Below are 14,424 nucleotides of genomic sequence, written 5' to 3' on the forward strand. Positions count from 1 at the left end.
TAGGCCGGATGATGCCGCTCTCCGCGAACTCGCCAAGCCACGGCATGTTGATGGCGATCACATCATAGTCTGAAACCGCTCTCGCACCGTTCTCGCGTGCGCGAGTGTAAAGCTCTGGCAGCGGCAGGAGATCGAAATTTTTGCGAGACGCGAGATTGTTGCGGAAGTCCGCCCACATGTTGCGCATCGCGGAGAAGTAGTTGTCGTCATTCAGCAGAAACCGCAACTCGATCTGCGATTCCGCGCGTTTCTGGACGAGACGCATGGGTGGAATGATCTGCGAGCCGAGCGGCGTTCCGCCGAAATAATACTCATCTTCCTCCTCGCCGGCGCGCAAACCGAGGGTTTGCGCCAGCAGGGACTTCGTCTTGCGCGCATAGGATTCGAACGAGCGCAAAAGCTGCGCGCTCGGTTGCAAGGAGAAACTCTTGCCGGTGGTGCCTTTGGCCACTTTCTGGATATAGCCGCCATCGATGAGGCGGTTTATCAATCGCATCGACGTTGCGTAGGGAAGACCGGACTCCTGTCCGAGCGTCGAGATCGAAACGGTTTGGCTTAGAATATGCGACTTGATGAGATAGGTGACGACCCGCCATATGGCATCGTCATCTGCAGGCTCAACGACGTCTCTGAAGGGGCGCCGCGTTTTTTCGATAAAGTCGATGACCCGCAGCATTTCATATTCGTTCACGTCGGCCTCCCAACCGTCGCGCGGTCGAAGATAAGGTTAACTGGCAAAGGCAAGCTTTGCCAGCCCATTCAGACAGCCTTCAGATCCCGGGGACTGGTAGTGGTGTCGCGTGCCGTCAATCCGGCCAGACGTTCATACTGTTCGAAAAGAACAAAAAAGTCCTTCTCCGCCAGCCCTTCGGCAAAGGCGGCCTCGTACTGCTGCCGGATCATCGATGCGAGATACATCGGCACGTGGTCGGACTTGGCAGCACCCAGGATGAGGTCGAAATCTTTCATCATCTGCGAAACGGAGAACGCTGGGTCGAAATTGCGATTGACGAGCAGATCCCGCTTATAGGCGATCAATGGGGAGGCGACCGCGCTTTCGCAGATAACGTTGAGCATTGTTTCGACGGAGAGATTACCCTTGAGCCCGAGTGTCAAGGCTTCGCCCAGAAGAGCGGCCGTCGCACCGACGAGGGCATTCAGCACCAGCTTGAGGTAACGGGCTTCTTCGCCCCCGCCGAGATAGAACCGGCGAGAGGAGAAGCAGGCGAGTATTGGCTCTACCTTGCGATAGGCCTCCTCAGGCCCGGAAACCATCACGGACAACATGCCGGAGGACGCCGTTACGGTGCTGCCGGATACGGGCGCCCGTAGATAGGCAACACCTTTGTTGCTGAGGGCATCATTGACCTCGGCCGACAGTTCCGGAGAGACGGTACTCATTTCGACAAGGATCTGACCGGGCTTCAGCAAGTCGGCGAGGGCCCCGGGCGACAATGTCAACGCCCGAAGAACTGCGTCGTTGGGAATGGTCAGCATGATGACATCGGCTGCTTCCGCAAGGTCCTCAAGCGAATGCGCGACATTTGCGCCCTGCGCGACCACGGAGGCCCGATTTTCGGGAAGTGGTTCATAGACCGCCAGCGCATATCCGTTTTCCAGAACGCGGCGGCTCATTGGCATGCCCATTTTGCCGATTCCGGCCCATCCCACTTTCAACGTTTCGCTCATACACAACCTTCCTTTCCAGCCAGAACAAGCTGGCCGGAGCTTTTTTAAATGCCGCTATCTCAGGGAAGAACGTACAGGCACGTGAACAAACCGACGTTTGTGTGCAGACGCACCATCCTCCCGCAAGAATAGTATCTTCGACAGAACCCGGATTGCTGCATCTAAAATATCCATTTTGGATAATTAAAGGTTTGTGGAAGCACAGGTTCATCCCTTAGCTTTCTTTCCGGATCGCACGGTGGTTCCTACGGGAGGAATATAGGCCGTCAACAAAAGAGAGTTGCCGCGGAAAACAAGGTTTTCCGTGAACGATACTTTGTTGCAGAGCGGTTTGACGAGTTTATCGGAGGAGAATCCAAAATGAAAAACAAAGCCATCGGCCTTATCGCTTCACTGGCTCTGCTCTCCAGCACAGTTTCGACATTCGCAGACACGTACGCAGGTGTTCCCAGAACCTTCCTGTTCAATCCGTCGCTCGATGTCTGCTTCAAGGATACGGCGGAGTTCAAGAAGGAAGGTCCGTACACGATCGGCTTCTCGAATGCCGGCCTCGGCGATAGCTGGCGCGTAGTGATGCTGCATTCGATGGAAAAGGCCGCCGCCGAGCACAAGGATCAGATCAGTCATCTGCTCATCACCGATGCCGGTCATGACGACGCCAAGCAGGTGTCGGACATTCAGGATCTGATTTCACAGGGCGTCGATCTGCTCATCGTCAGCGCCAACACGGAGCAGGCTGTCGATCCGGCCGTGTCGCGCGCAATGGAGCAGGGGATTCCGGTGGTCATGGTCGATCGCCGTGTCTCCTCCGACAACTTCGTCACCTTCGTGACGGCGTCCGACGCGATGATGGGACGTCTGTTCGGACAATGGATCGCCGAAAAGCTGCATGGCAAAGGTAATATCGTAGTTCTCGGCGGCCAGGCAGGCTCGAGCCCCAACGAGCTGCGCGTCAAGGCGGCAAAGCAGGTGCTCGACCAGTATCCGGACATCAAGATCCTCGATACCGTCTATTCCGACTGGAGCCCGGTCAAGGGCAAGCAAGTCATGCAGGCCGTAATTGCAAAATACGGCAAGAGCATCAACGCCGTGCTGTCGACCCATGGGCTGCAGACTCCAGGCTCGATCGAAGCGTTCCTCGAAGCCGGCTTCAAGCCTGGCGAGATTCCGCCGCACACCACCTCGGACGTCAATGGGCCCCTGCAGCTGGCTCTCAAATACAAGGTTCCGATGCTTGAGGTCGGCTATCCGCCGGCCATGGGCGGTACGGCGATCGACGTCGCGCTGAAGGTGCTTTCTGGCGCCAAGGTACCCTGCACCTACGAAATCAACGCGCAGATCGCGACGACCGATGGTGACGAAACCCCTTCCATCCGTCCCGATTTGCACATCAAGGACATGGTGTTGCCGAATGCACCGGCGGACATGCTGGTAACGGGCGGCATGGGCCCCGACTACAATCCGTCGACCTTCAAAGTCGACTATCCGCAATAAGTCCTCCCAGGACACGGCGGGGCGACAGGTGCCCCGCCGGCTTCACAATTGCGAGGAAGAGATATGTTGTCACTGACGGGAATCTGCAAATCCTTTCCCGGCGTCAATGCGCTCACAGACATGGGGCTCGATGTTCGCGCCGGTGAAATTCACGCGCTCGTAGGCGAAAACGGCGCCGGAAAATCGACGCTGACGCGCGTCATCGCCGGGGTCCACCAGCCGGACACGGGCACCATCACCTTCGACGGCAAGGCGGTCAAATGGGCCAAGCCCCGAGAGGCCAAACAGGCCGGAATACACGTGATTTATCAGGAGTTCGTGCTCTTCCCGCATCTGAGCGTCGCTGAGAATATCTTCATCGGCCACGAGCGCCGGAATCGCCTGGGCCTGATCGACCACCGCAAGGCGGCCGCCGACGCCAAGGACCTTCTCGCCCGCTTCGGCCTGGACCTCGACCCGAAGGCGCTGGTGAAGGACCTGTCGGTCGCAGACCAGCAGATGGTCGAGATTGCCAAGGCGCTCGTCCACGATGTCAAGCTGCTGATCCTCGACGAACCGACCGCCGTCATCTCCGGGCATGAAGTCGAAGTGCTCTTTGCTCGTCTCCGTTCGCTGCGCGACGCCGGTGTCGCAATCATCTACATCTCCCACCGCCTGGAGGAGATCTTTGCACTTTGCAATCGCGTGACGGTGCTGAAGGACGGCCGATACGTCGGGACGCGCGATATTGCGAATGTCAATCGCGACGAGCTTATTTCCATGATGGTCGGCCGCTCGCTCGTGGAGCTCTTTCCGCCGCGCCGCCAATTGCCGGCGGATCGCCCCGTGGTCCTCGATGTGAAGAATGTCTCGGTTCCCGGCCGGGTGCGTAACGCATCCATCACGTTGCGTGCCGGCGAAATCACCGGGCTTGCGGGTATGGTGGGTGCGGGCCGATCGGAACTCGCATTCGCCATATTCGGCGCGCTGGAGAAGTCGGATGGCGAGGTCATTTTGGACGGCAAGGATATCTCCAGAATCAGTCCCTCGCGTGCGATCGCTGCGGGTATCGGCCTCGTGACCGAAGATCGCAAAGGCCAGGGGCTCGCGATGCAACTCGACATCGCAGCCAATGTCACGGCTTCGACCCTGCCAAGCGTGACCCGGCTTGGCCTTGTCGACCGCCGCCAGGAAGACGAAATCGCAAAGCGTGAGATCAGCAACTACCGCATAGCCTGCCGTGGTCCGTCGACAGCGGTGTCGCTGATGTCGGGCGGCAACCAGCAGAAGGTCATTCTGGCCCGCTGGGCGCGCACCAGCACGCGCGTCCTCATTCTCGACGAGCCGACACGCGGCGTCGACGTCGGTGCAAAAACGGAAATCTACCGCATCATCCAGGAACTTGCCGACCGCGGCATCGCGATCCTGATGATCTCCTCGGAGCTGCCGGAAATCGTCGGCTTGTCCGATAGCGTCTTCGTCATGCGGGAAGGCGAGATCGTCGGTTCGCTCGACGCGGATGCGATCAGCGAAGAAGCGGTAATCGCCCTCGCGACCCATCAACTTGCAGCGTGAGGTGGGACAATGAACAGCTCTTCCATCAAACTTGGATCCATCTTCAACAGTTCGCGCGCGGCTATTGCCGTCGTCATCGCGCTGTTGGTCATCCTCTTCGCAACCGGTGTCCTGGTCTCTGACCGCTTCGGCACGACGAGAAACATTTTCAACGTCTACGAGCAGTCGACAGGTCTCGCGCTTGTCAGCCTCGGGCAGACGCTTGCCGTTCTGACCGGCGGCATCGACCTTTCCGTCGGTTCGGTCATCAGCCTCGCCTCGATGCTCACCTCCGGATTGATCAATGGCGACCAGAGCATGGTCGTGCCGGTGATCGCAGCCGTTCTCCTTCTCGGTATCCTCATCGGTGCTGTGAATGGAGGCGTCATCATCGTGACTGGCGTGCACCCGCTGATCGTCACGCTCGGCACAGGTGCGATCATCCAGGGCGTCGCCCTGCTGTATGGGCTCGGTCCCATCGGCAAAGTTCCGAAGGGTTTCGATTATTTCGCCTACGGCCGCCTGCCGGGCGGACTCTCGATCGGCGCTACCTTCGCCGTCGTCCTGTCCCTTCTGGCCGCGTTCCTTCTCGTGAAAACCAGGCTAGGTCGCTACATCTATGCGGTTGGCGACGACCCCCATGCGGCGACGTTGATGGGGCTGCCAAAGACGCGCGTGATCCTGTTGGTCTATATGCTGTCGGGCCTGTTTGCCGCACTGACCGGTGTTTATCTGGTCAGCAGATTCGGCGTTGGCCAGCCTTACACAGGGGCCAACTACACGCTCGCGTCGATCACTCCTGTCGTCGTCGGCGGCACGATGCTGGCGGGCGGCCGCGGCGGCGTGATGGGCACGCTGCTCGGCGTCTATCTCGTGTCGCTGCTCAACAATCTTTTGAACTTCCTCGGCGTGTCGACGCACATCCAGCTCGTCGCGCAGGGATTGGTCATCATTGCCGCCGTTTCCGTCTACGTGGAAAAGAGGAGGATAGCCTAATGGCCATCGCTAAAGTTAACGAGGCGATCAGTACGTCGAGGTCCCCCGTCGGAATTCGCGCAGGTGATATCGGCAGGAAGTACGGAATCTACCTGTTTCTGCTTGCGGCCATTCTTCTGACGACAGCAGTAAGCCCGGCCTTTCTGAGCCCTGCCAACGTCTCGAACATGTTGATGCAGCTAGCGCCGCTCGCCATCGTCGTGATCGGCCAGACCTTCGTCATCCTTGTCCGCGGACTGGATCTTTCGGTCGCCTCCGTCATGGCGACCGCGGCGGTCATCGCGACCAGCTTCAACGGCCAGAACAGCGATGCACTACTCATCCTGCTCGCCTGCGTGGCCATGGGTGGTGCGACCGGCATTACCAACGGCATCCTGGTGACGAAACGCAATGTTTCGCCGTTCCTGGCGACGCTCGCAACGATGATCGTTCTTCAGGGACTTCGCTTTGCGGCAACCCAGGGAGCCCCCTCGGGCAATGTGCCACCGCTTTATAGATCGCTCGGCTCCGAAACCCTGTCCGGCGTGCCTTACAATCTCTTGGTCATGGCGGTGCTGGCGATCTTCTTCGCAATCCTGCTCCATCGCGCCGCATTTGGCCGGCGCGTCTACATCACCGGCGGAAATCCGATCACGGCGCGTCTCGTCGGCATCTCGGCCGACCGTGTGATCATCCTCTGCTACATCATCTGCGGTGTCCTAGCGGCGGTTGCGGGACTCCTGCTGTCCGGCTTCGTCGGAGTCGTCGACAATTTCGTCGGACGCGGCTTCGAGCTCGACTCGATCGTCGCAGCTGTCATGGGCGGCGTCGCCCTCTCGGGAGGAAGAGGGACGATTCCCGGGGCGCTCGCCGGCGCGGCGATCCTGGTCGTCCTTTCAAACGCGGTGGTCATGGTCGGCATGCCCGTCCAGCTGCAAATTATCGTCAAGGGCATCGTCATCATCGTGGCCGCCAGCCTCTACGTTCGAGCGGTTCGGTAATCAAAAGAGAAAGGGAGGTCCAATGAGCGGATCAGTCAACAACAAGGTCGTCATCGTGACCGGCTCCGGCCGTGGCATCGGAGCCGGTATCGCCGCCGACCTGGCTGCAAAGGGCGCCAAGGTCGTTATCGCCGATCTGAACGCCGATGCGGCGCAGCAGACCGCATCGAAAATCGCCTCGGACGGTGGAAGCGCGATTGCGCTCACCGTCGATGTTTCCAACCGCGACAGCGTTCAAGCGCTGATCGGCGAAACAGTGTCCCATTTCGGGCGGCTCGACGTCATGTTCAACAATGCCGGTATCAGCCAGACATGCCCGTTTCTGGAGGTCACCGAAGCAGACTTCAATCGGATCATGAAGATCAATGGTCTCGGCGTCCTGATCGGAACGCAGGAAGCAGCCAAGCAGATGATCAAACAAGGTCACGGCGGCAAGATCATCAACACGTCATCGATCGCCGGCAAGCAGGGCTATCCCTTGTTTGCGCATTATTGTGCTTCAAAATTCGCAGTCGTGGCGATCACGCAGGCTGCCGCCCGTGCGCTTGCCGAACACAAGATCACCGTCAACTGCTTCGGCCCGGGCGTCGTTGCGACGGAACTCTGGCAGCAGCTCGACCGGGAGTTCATGGAGCATGGCCTGACCTCCAAGCCGGATCAGGCGATCAACGAGTTCTCGCAATCGATTCTGCTCGGCCGTGTGTCCGTTCCAAAGGACATTGCCGGCGTGACGACCTTCCTGGCGTCCGACGCCTCGGACTACATCACCGGCCAGACCGTCATGGTCGATGGCGGCATGGTTCTGATCTAAAACAGGCATCAGGGAGGAAGACATGGTACGCTTGGCCAACAAAGTCGCCATCATCACCGGCGGAAGCACGGGCATCGGCGAAGCGACTTGCTACCGCTTCGCTGAGGAGGGCGCCAAGGTCGCGATCTTCGATGTCAGCGCCGAACAGGGCACGCGGGTCGCGCAAGCTATCAAGGACAAGGGCGGCGAGGCCGTCTTCCACAGGGTGGACGTCTCCAACGAGAATGACGTCGCACCGGCGATAGCCGAGGTCGTCGGCGCATGGGGCAAGCTCGACATTCTCGTCAACAACGCTGCCGTTACCGGCGTCAACAAGCTCGCCCATGAGGTGACGGTCGACGAGTGGGATCGCATCTTCGCGATCAATGTGCGCGGCGTCTTTCTCTGCACCAAGCACGCGGTCAAGCCGATGATGGCGGCGAGGGCGGGATCGATCGTCAACTTTTCGTCGATCTACGGCTTGATCGGCAATGACGACCTTCCTCCCTATCACGCGACCAAGGGCGCGGTTCTTGCCATGACGAAGACCGATGCGGTCTGCTATGCGCCGCACGGCATCCGCGTGAATGCCGTCCATCCCGGCTCGACGAAGACGCCGCTGTTCATGAAGGCCGGCGAAACCTATCCCGGCGGCCTCGATCATTATCTCGAAATGATGAAGGCAAAGCATCCGCTGACGCTTGGTGAGCCCGTCGATGTCGCCAACTGCGTCCTCTTTCTGGCTTCTGACGAAGCCCGTTTCGTGACAGGCAGCAGCTTGGTCTGCGACGGCGGCTACACCGCGCAATAACTCAGAAAGGCATGGCAATGAAAGCTGTACGATACTACTCGAAGAAAGACATCCGCGTTGAGGACGTGCCCGCGCCGAGCGGACCACTCGGGGACGACATGGTCCTGATCGAACCTCTCGTCTGCGGCATCTGCGGAACCGACCTGCACGAATATATCGCTGGCCCGATCGTCACTCCGGCCACGCCGCACGTCTACTCGGGCGCGACGCTGCCGCAGATCCTCGGCCACGAATTTTCCGCCCGTGTGCTCGAGGTCGGCAAGAATGTCACGCATGTCCAGCCGGGTTCGCGTGTTTCTATCCAGCCGCTGATTTCGCCTCGTGACGACTATTATGGCCGCCGCGGCCTCTTCCATCTCAGCGAAAAGATGGCCTGCGTCGGTCTGTCTTGGGACTGGGGCGGCATGGGCGAACGCGCCGTCGTCAACGGTTACAACGTCTTCCCGGTACCGGATACCGTTTCCGATATTCAGGCAGCAATGATCGAGCCGGCGGCGGTGGCACTCTATGGCGTCGACCGCGGCGGTGTCACGAGCGGCAGCAGCGTTCTGGTCTCCGGCGTTGGTCCGATCGGAGCGCTGGTCCTGCTGGCAGCCAAGGCGGCCGGGGCCACGAAGATCTTTGTGTCCGAACTCAATCCCAACCGGCGCGCACTGGCGCGAAAGCTCGTTCCCGAAGCGATCGTTTTCGATCCCCGCGAAACGGATACCGAGAAGCTTTTCCGCGACGAGACGGAGGAGGGTGTCGGTGTCGACGTCGCGCTGGAATGCGTCGGCGCGGAAGCCTCCCTTAACCTCTGCGCAAAGGCCGTCCGCCGCCAGGGGACTGTCGTTCAGGTCGGTCTTCATGTGAAGCCTGCAGCGATCGACGCAATGCTATGGGCTCTCAAGGATATCACTGTCGAAGCGACCTGGTGCTATCCGGTACAGATCTGGCCACGCATCGCTGCGATGATTGGCGCCGGCATCTTCCCGGTCGAAAAGATCGTGACGGCGGAAATCGCGCCGGAAGACGTCGTTGAAAAGGGCTTCGAAGCACTGCTCGATCCCAAGGCGTCGCACATGAAGATCCTCGTCAACATGAAGGCCTGATCATGAAGAACCCGATGGATATTAGTGGGCGCAAGATCCTGGTCACCGGCGCGGCCGGCGGAATCGGCAGCGCCGCCTGCCGTTATCTGGCCTCGCTGGGCGCGACGGTGATAGCAGCCGATCGTGACGCCTCGGTCGAAAAGACTCGCGACGAGATCCGCGCTGCGGGAGGCAAGGCGGAGAGCGTCGTCTTCAACGTCGCCGACAAGAATTCTGTCGAGGCGGCCGCGGCGAGCGTCCGTGAGGGTTTCGGGCCGTTGGACGGGATCTTCGCCAATGCCGGCATGTCGTATGAACGGCCTGCCCTGGATCACAGCGAGGCGGATTGGCGCACTGTGATGTCGGTGAATCTCGACGGCGTCTTCTGGACCGTCCAGGCTTTCGGCCGATCGATGATCGAAGCCGGGAAGGGGGCTATCGTCATGACGGCTTCCATCGCCGGTGTGAAGGCGGTGCGGCCGGAACTGCATGTCGGCTACGACGTGTCCAAAGCAGGTGTTGCCCACATGTGCCGCGTCCTTGCCGCCGAGTGGGCAAAATCGGGCGTGCGCGTCAACGCTGTCGGGCCTGGCTACACCGATACCGTCATGCTGGCCGAAGTCGGCCGGACTCAGCCTGCGGTCATGAAGCAATGGATGGACGACACTCCGGTCGGCCGTCTGATCAAGCCGGAGGAGATCGCTTCCGCTGCCGCCTTCCTTCTGTCCGACGCGGCGAGCGGCATCACCGGGCATCTGCTGATGGTTGACGGCGGCTATTCGATCGCCTGATTTTTCGAAAGGAATTCCCATGCACTATATCGTTCATTGCCTCGACCACGAAGGCGGCGTCGAAAAGCGCCTCGCCAACTACGACGCCCACAAGGCCTATCTCGCCAGCGCCTCGACCAAGACCGTCATCTCCGGGCCGCTTCTGGCCGATGACAACGAGACCATGATCGGCTCTCTCTTCCTTCTCGAGGCTGACAGCAAGGAAGAAGTCGTCGCGTTCAACAAGGCCGATCCCTTCACGAAGGCGGGTGTCTGGAAGACCGTCAATATCCACCCCTTCAGCAAGCGGGTGGACAATCGATGACGATGATTGAGGAAAGGCCAGTCATCGCCGCCCTCGTAGGTCTCGGCTGGTGGGGCAAGAAGATGGCAAGCCTCGTCAATAGCGGCGGGGCGGAGATGCATTTCGTTCGCGGCATCGACCCGAATCCGGAGACGGAGGCCTTTGCGAAAGAGACCGGCCTGCAGTTCTCCACCGATCTTGCCGAAGCGCTCGCCGATCCGAACATCGAGGCGGTGGTGCTCGCCACGCCGCATTCGCTCCACCAGCAACAGATCGCCCAGGTAGTCGCGGCCGGAAAGCATGTCTTCTGTGAAAAGCCGCTGGATCTGACGCGCGCCGGCGCCGAGGCCTCGGTTGCGCTATGCAGGAGGGCGGGCGTCGTCCTCGGCATGGGTCATGAACGCCGCTTCGAGCCGCCGATCGCCGAAATCCTGGCGGCGGCCGGTGAAGGAAGGCTCGGTCGTTTGTTGCAGATCGAAGCGAATTTCAGCCATGACAAGTTCCTTGGCCTCGATCCGTCGAATTGGCGGTTGAAGGCTGACCAGGCACCGGCAGGCGGCATGACGGCGACCGGAATTCATTTGACGGACCTTGCCGTCAAGCTGATGGGACCGGCAAAGGATGTTCGGGTGATTTGCGAAAACCTTGCCTCGCAAATACCCCAAGGTGACACGATGAGTGCTCACATCCGCTTCGGAAACGGCGGGTCGGCCTATGTCTCCGCCACGCTCGCCACCCCCTTCGTCTCCCGCTTTGCCGTCTACGGCACGCTCGGATGGATCGAGGTGCGCGACAAGGCGCATGTCGAAGCGCCCGATGGCTGGGTGGTGACGGAAGGGTGGAAGGACAAACCGATCACGGTGCGGGAAGTCGCACCTGCCGAGCCGGTCCGCGACAACCTGCGAGCCTTTGCACGGGCCGTGCGCGGCCAAAAGGACTATCCGATCACCGGCGAGGACATGATCAACAATATCGCATTGCTGGAGGCGATCGTTCGGTCGGCCCGCACCGGCGCCCTGGAACAGGTTTGAGGAGGACGACATGAAGGCTCTGGTTTTCGAAGCGCCGGAAAAACCGGTCATCGTGGAGACGGCCATGCCGGAAATCTCCCCGAACGAGGTGCTGGTACGCACGCGGGCAGTCGGCATCTGCCACTCCGACTACGAATTGCTGGCGGGGCGCTACATCATCCCGATCTCCTATCCCGTGACGCCCGGCCATGAATGGAGCGGCGAGATCGTCGAAGTCGGGCGCAACGTGACGGGATTCCGTAAAGGGGACCGCGTAGTCGGCGAATGCGTCGTGCGCACGCCCGAGCGCCTGCATCATTTCGGCTTTTCGCTGAGCGGTGCTGATCGCGAGTTTTTCGCCGTCAATCCCGAGTGGCTTCACAAGCTTCCCGATGCGGTCGATGACAAAAAGGCGGCGTTGATCGAACCCTTTACCTGCGGCTTTTACGCAGTCCTGCGTTCGGGCGGCACGAATGCCAGCGAAACCGTCGTGGTGTCCGGCGGGGGTACGATCGGACTGGTCTCGGCCGCCGCGGCAATCGGCATGGGCGCCCGCGTAATCGTCGTCGACCCGCTCGCGTCGCGTCGCGAGGTCGCGAAAAAGCTCGGAGCCGATGTCGCCATCGATCCGACGGATGGTGGCGCGGCCGAAAAAATCCTCGACCTCACGGGCGGAAACGGCGCCGATCTCGTGATCGAAGCATCCGGGCATGACGCGTCGCTGGCCGCCGCCTTCGACTACGCTCGCGAAGACGGTCGCATGTCGATGGTCGGCATTAACATCGGCCGCAAGGTGCCCGCGGTTCTCGGGCAGATCCAGATGAAGAATCTGACCGTGCGCGGATGCATCGGATCGCCAGGCGTCTGGCCTGCCGCCATCCGCTTCCTGGAAAGAACCGGCATCGATTTGTCGCCGATCCAGACGCATGACTTTGCTCTGACGGAAGCGGTCGAGGCCTTCGCCTTCGGGCAGGACCCGACGAAAAGCATCAAAATCACTCTGTTGAACGGTTAAAATTCATGAGCAAGCACGCATTGATCGTCGGTGTTACCGGGATCACCGGCAGCAACCTCGCAGAACACCTGCTGTCGCAGGGCGGATGGACCGTTTCGGGACTGTCGCGCTCCGAAAGCCCGGTCTCCGGCGTCAAGACGCTTCGATGCGATCTCGTCGACGCAGGCTCGGTGCAGGCCGCGCTGGAGAATACGAAGCCCAGCCACGTCTTCATCACGGCCTGGTCCCGGCAGGAAACGGAGGCAAAGAACTGCGAGGTAAACGGAGCCATCGTCCGCAATGTGCTCGATGCACTGAAAGGACGTGGCGTGGAGCATGTCGCTCTGACGACCGGCACCAAACACTATCTCGGTCCCTTCGAATCCTATGCCAAGACGCAGCCGGAAACGCCGTTTCGCGAGGAGCAGGAGCGCCTGCCTGGCGAAAACTTCTACTACGTCCAGGAAGACGAAGTTTTTGCAGCAGCGGCGCGCGATGGTTTTACCTGGTCCATCCACCGTCCGCATACCCTGATCGGCTACGCTGTCGGAAATGCGATGAACATGGCCGCCACGCTCGGCGTCTATGCATCGATCTGCAAGGAGACCGGCAGGCCGTTCGTCTTTCCGGGTTCTCCGCAGCAATGGCAGGCCGCCACCGACGTCACCGATACGCGGCTGCTTGCCAGGCATCTCAAATGGGCGTCGACAACGAAGGCTGCCGCGAACTTGGCATTCAACGTCGTCAACGGCGAGGTCTTCCGATGGAAATGGCTCTGGCCACGGCTTGCGAGCTATTTCGGCATCGAGGCCGCGGTCTATTCGGGAGAGCCGAACCCGCTTGAAAACCAGATGGCGGATGCGGCGCCGATCTGGGATGGGATAGTGAAGAAATATGATCTTCAACCCAACGCTCTCTCCCGTGTCGCGTCGTTCTGGCATTCGGATGCCGATCTCGGGCGGCAAGTCGAGACATTCAACGATATGGGGCGTAGCCGGAAACTGGGCTTTCTGGAGTATCAGGACACGACCCAATCCTTCACCGACGCCTTCGATCGCCTTCGGGCAGATCGCATCATTCCCTAAAGCAAGGAGTATCGGATGAGCGCGGAGACCTTGGGAACAATGGCGCCTACCGGCTATTTCACGGAAGAGAATTCCGTCGAGACGGTCAATGCCCGGATGGGAAAGGAGGTCAATCCACGCCTTGCCGCCGTGATGGCTTGCCTGGTGAAACATCTCCATAATTTTGCGCGGGAGATCGAACTCACGCAGGAGGAGTGGGAATTCGGCATCGATTTCCTGACCCGGACGGGCCAGATCTGCACGCAGGAGCGACAGGAATTCATCCTCCTGTCCGACACGCTCGGCCTTTCCATGCTGGTCGATGCCATCAACAATCGAAGGCCGGAGGGTGCGACGGAAAATACGGTCTTCGGCCCTTTCCATGTCGAAGGCGCTCCCGTGCGTCAGATGGGCGATCAGATCTGCCTGGACGGCAAAGGGGAAAGCTGTCTGTTCACAGGCAGTGTGCTCGATCACGACGGCAATCCTGTTGCCGGCGCCCGCATCGACGTCTGGTCGGACAATGCGGAAGGCTACTACGACGTTCAGCAGCCTGACATCCAGCCGAAATGGAATAATCGCGGCGTTTTCGTCACGGGTGCGGACGGACGCTATAGCTTCGTCGGCATCAAGCCGGTTTCTTATCCGATCCCCGACGATGGGCCGGTAGGAAAAATGCTCGCCGCCCTTGGGCGGCATCCGTATCGACCGGCGCACATGCACTACATGGTTCGTGCAGACGGCTTTCAGAAGCTCGTGACCCACACGTTCGTCGGCGGAGACCCCTATCTGGAATCGGACACGGTCTTCGGAGTGAAAAAGACGCTTGTCGCACCCTTTGAGCGTGTCGAGCACGGCAACACGCTCTGGCGCTCGGATTTCGATTTCATCCTCGCGCGGCCAGAACAGGCGCAATAGG

The 14,424-nt window shown here is 60.2% G+C and carries 14 protein-coding genes and 1 pseudogene; 13 read left to right on the forward strand and 2 right to left on the reverse strand.

All coding sequences use genetic code 11. The features are described from left to right. Both ACPYOI_RS14770 and ACPYOI_RS14775 read right to left on the reverse strand, forming a co-directional pair. A pseudogene (locus ACPYOI_RS14770) lies at positions 1–691 on the reverse strand (hypothetical protein); the annotation flags it as partial. A gap of 68 nt (positions 692–759) precedes the next feature. Then, on the reverse strand, positions 760–1,689 hold the full coding sequence (locus ACPYOI_RS14775; protein WP_481416212.1) for an NAD(P)-dependent oxidoreductase: 930 nt from the start codon (positions 1,687–1,689) through the stop codon (positions 760–762). A 360-nt stretch (positions 1,690–2,049) separates the two neighbouring features. Here ACPYOI_RS14775 and ACPYOI_RS14780 point away from each other — a divergent pair, with 360 nt between their 5' ends. From ACPYOI_RS14780 to ACPYOI_RS14840, 13 genes are all read left to right on the forward strand, one after another. After that, on the forward strand, positions 2,050–3,183 hold the full coding sequence (locus ACPYOI_RS14780) for a substrate-binding domain-containing protein (protein WP_481416211.1): 1,134 nt from the start codon (positions 2,050–2,052) through the stop codon (positions 3,181–3,183). 63 nt (positions 3,184–3,246) lie between these two features. Further along, positions 3,247–4,737 (forward strand): sugar ABC transporter ATP-binding protein, encoded by a 1,491-nt coding sequence (locus ACPYOI_RS14785; protein WP_481416210.1) that lies wholly within the window; start codon positions 3,247–3,249, stop codon positions 4,735–4,737. 9 nt (positions 4,738–4,746) lie between these two features. After that, complete coding sequence (locus ACPYOI_RS14790) at positions 4,747–5,712, forward strand: ABC transporter permease (RefSeq protein ID WP_481416209.1); 966 nt, start codon at positions 4,747–4,749, stop codon at positions 5,710–5,712. Then, positions 5,712–6,692 carry an ABC transporter permease gene (locus ACPYOI_RS14795; RefSeq protein ID WP_481416208.1) on the forward strand — a complete coding sequence of 327 codons (981 nt, stop codon included), beginning with the start codon at positions 5,712–5,714 and terminating at the stop codon, positions 6,690–6,692. Before ACPYOI_RS14790 ends, ACPYOI_RS14795 begins: the two co-directional genes overlap by 1 nt. 22 nt (positions 6,693–6,714) lie before the next feature. Further along, positions 6,715–7,503, forward strand: coding sequence for a glucose 1-dehydrogenase (locus tag ACPYOI_RS14800; protein WP_481416207.1), 789 nt, complete (start codon positions 6,715–6,717; stop codon positions 7,501–7,503). 22 nt (positions 7,504–7,525) lie between these two features. After that, positions 7,526–8,293, forward strand: a complete 768-nt coding sequence (locus ACPYOI_RS14805) for an SDR family NAD(P)-dependent oxidoreductase (protein ID WP_481416206.1) — start codon at positions 7,526–7,528, stop codon at positions 8,291–8,293. Positions 8,294–8,310: 17 nt separating this feature from the next. Continuing rightward, positions 8,311–9,384 (forward strand): zinc-binding dehydrogenase, encoded by a 1,074-nt coding sequence (locus tag ACPYOI_RS14810; protein ID WP_481416205.1) that lies wholly within the window; start codon positions 8,311–8,313, stop codon positions 9,382–9,384. A gap of 2 nt (positions 9,385–9,386) precedes the next feature. Continuing rightward, on the forward strand, positions 9,387–10,154 hold the full coding sequence (locus ACPYOI_RS14815) for an SDR family NAD(P)-dependent oxidoreductase (RefSeq protein ID WP_481416204.1): 768 nt from the start codon (positions 9,387–9,389) through the stop codon (positions 10,152–10,154). Between the two features lie 19 nt (positions 10,155–10,173). Then, positions 10,174–10,458, forward strand: a complete 285-nt coding sequence (locus tag ACPYOI_RS14820) for a YciI family protein (RefSeq protein WP_481416203.1) — start codon at positions 10,174–10,176, stop codon at positions 10,456–10,458. Further along, a complete protein-coding gene (locus ACPYOI_RS14825) occupies positions 10,455–11,468 on the forward strand; it encodes a Gfo/Idh/MocA family protein (RefSeq protein WP_481416202.1) in 1,014 nt (337 codons plus the stop codon). Before ACPYOI_RS14820 ends, ACPYOI_RS14825 begins: the two co-directional genes overlap by 4 nt. A gap of 10 nt (positions 11,469–11,478) precedes the next feature. Further along, on the forward strand, positions 11,479–12,462 hold the full coding sequence (locus ACPYOI_RS14830) for a zinc-dependent alcohol dehydrogenase (protein WP_481416201.1): 984 nt from the start codon (positions 11,479–11,481) through the stop codon (positions 12,460–12,462). 5 nt (positions 12,463–12,467) lie between these two features. Next, positions 12,468–13,526: an SDR family oxidoreductase gene (locus ACPYOI_RS14835; RefSeq protein ID WP_481416200.1), complete on the forward strand. Its 1,059-nt coding sequence runs from the start codon at positions 12,468–12,470 to the stop codon at positions 13,524–13,526. A 15-nt stretch (positions 13,527–13,541) separates the two neighbouring features. Next, on the forward strand, positions 13,542–14,423 hold the full coding sequence (locus ACPYOI_RS14840) for an intradiol ring-cleavage dioxygenase (RefSeq protein WP_481416199.1): 882 nt from the start codon (positions 13,542–13,544) through the stop codon (positions 14,421–14,423). Position 14,424: the final 1 nt, after the last annotated feature.

This window comes from Rhizobium sp. SVR5-2C, assembly GCF_056755115.1.

Bases quoted from the DNA above. Each gene is read 5' to 3' on its own strand.
- ACPYOI_RS14775 (WP_481416212.1), bottom strand. From the start codon at position 1,689: ATGAGCGAAACGTTGAAAGTGGGATGGGCCGGAATCGGCAAAATGGGC.
- ACPYOI_RS14780 (WP_481416211.1), top strand. From the start codon at position 2,050: ATGAAAAACAAAGCCATCGGCCTTATCGCTTCACTGGCTCTGCTCTCC.
- ACPYOI_RS14785 (WP_481416210.1), top strand. From the start codon at position 3,247: ATGTTGTCACTGACGGGAATCTGCAAATCCTTTCCCGGCGTCAATGCG.
- ACPYOI_RS14790 (WP_481416209.1), top strand. From the start codon at position 4,747: ATGAACAGCTCTTCCATCAAACTTGGATCCATCTTCAACAGTTCGCGC.
- ACPYOI_RS14795 (WP_481416208.1), top strand. From the start codon at position 5,712: ATGGCCATCGCTAAAGTTAACGAGGCGATCAGTACGTCGAGGTCCCCC.
- ACPYOI_RS14800 (WP_481416207.1), top strand. From the start codon at position 6,715: ATGAGCGGATCAGTCAACAACAAGGTCGTCATCGTGACCGGCTCCGGC.
- ACPYOI_RS14805 (WP_481416206.1), top strand. From the start codon at position 7,526: ATGGTACGCTTGGCCAACAAAGTCGCCATCATCACCGGCGGAAGCACG.
- ACPYOI_RS14810 (WP_481416205.1), top strand. From the start codon at position 8,311: ATGAAAGCTGTACGATACTACTCGAAGAAAGACATCCGCGTTGAGGAC.
- ACPYOI_RS14815 (WP_481416204.1), top strand. From the start codon at position 9,387: ATGAAGAACCCGATGGATATTAGTGGGCGCAAGATCCTGGTCACCGGC.
- ACPYOI_RS14820 (WP_481416203.1), top strand. From the start codon at position 10,174: ATGCACTATATCGTTCATTGCCTCGACCACGAAGGCGGCGTCGAAAAG.
- ACPYOI_RS14825 (WP_481416202.1), top strand. From the start codon at position 10,455: ATGACGATGATTGAGGAAAGGCCAGTCATCGCCGCCCTCGTAGGTCTC.
- ACPYOI_RS14830 (WP_481416201.1), top strand. From the start codon at position 11,479: ATGAAGGCTCTGGTTTTCGAAGCGCCGGAAAAACCGGTCATCGTGGAG.
- ACPYOI_RS14835 (WP_481416200.1), top strand. From the start codon at position 12,468: ATGAGCAAGCACGCATTGATCGTCGGTGTTACCGGGATCACCGGCAGC.
- ACPYOI_RS14840 (WP_481416199.1), top strand. From the start codon at position 13,542: ATGAGCGCGGAGACCTTGGGAACAATGGCGCCTACCGGCTATTTCACG.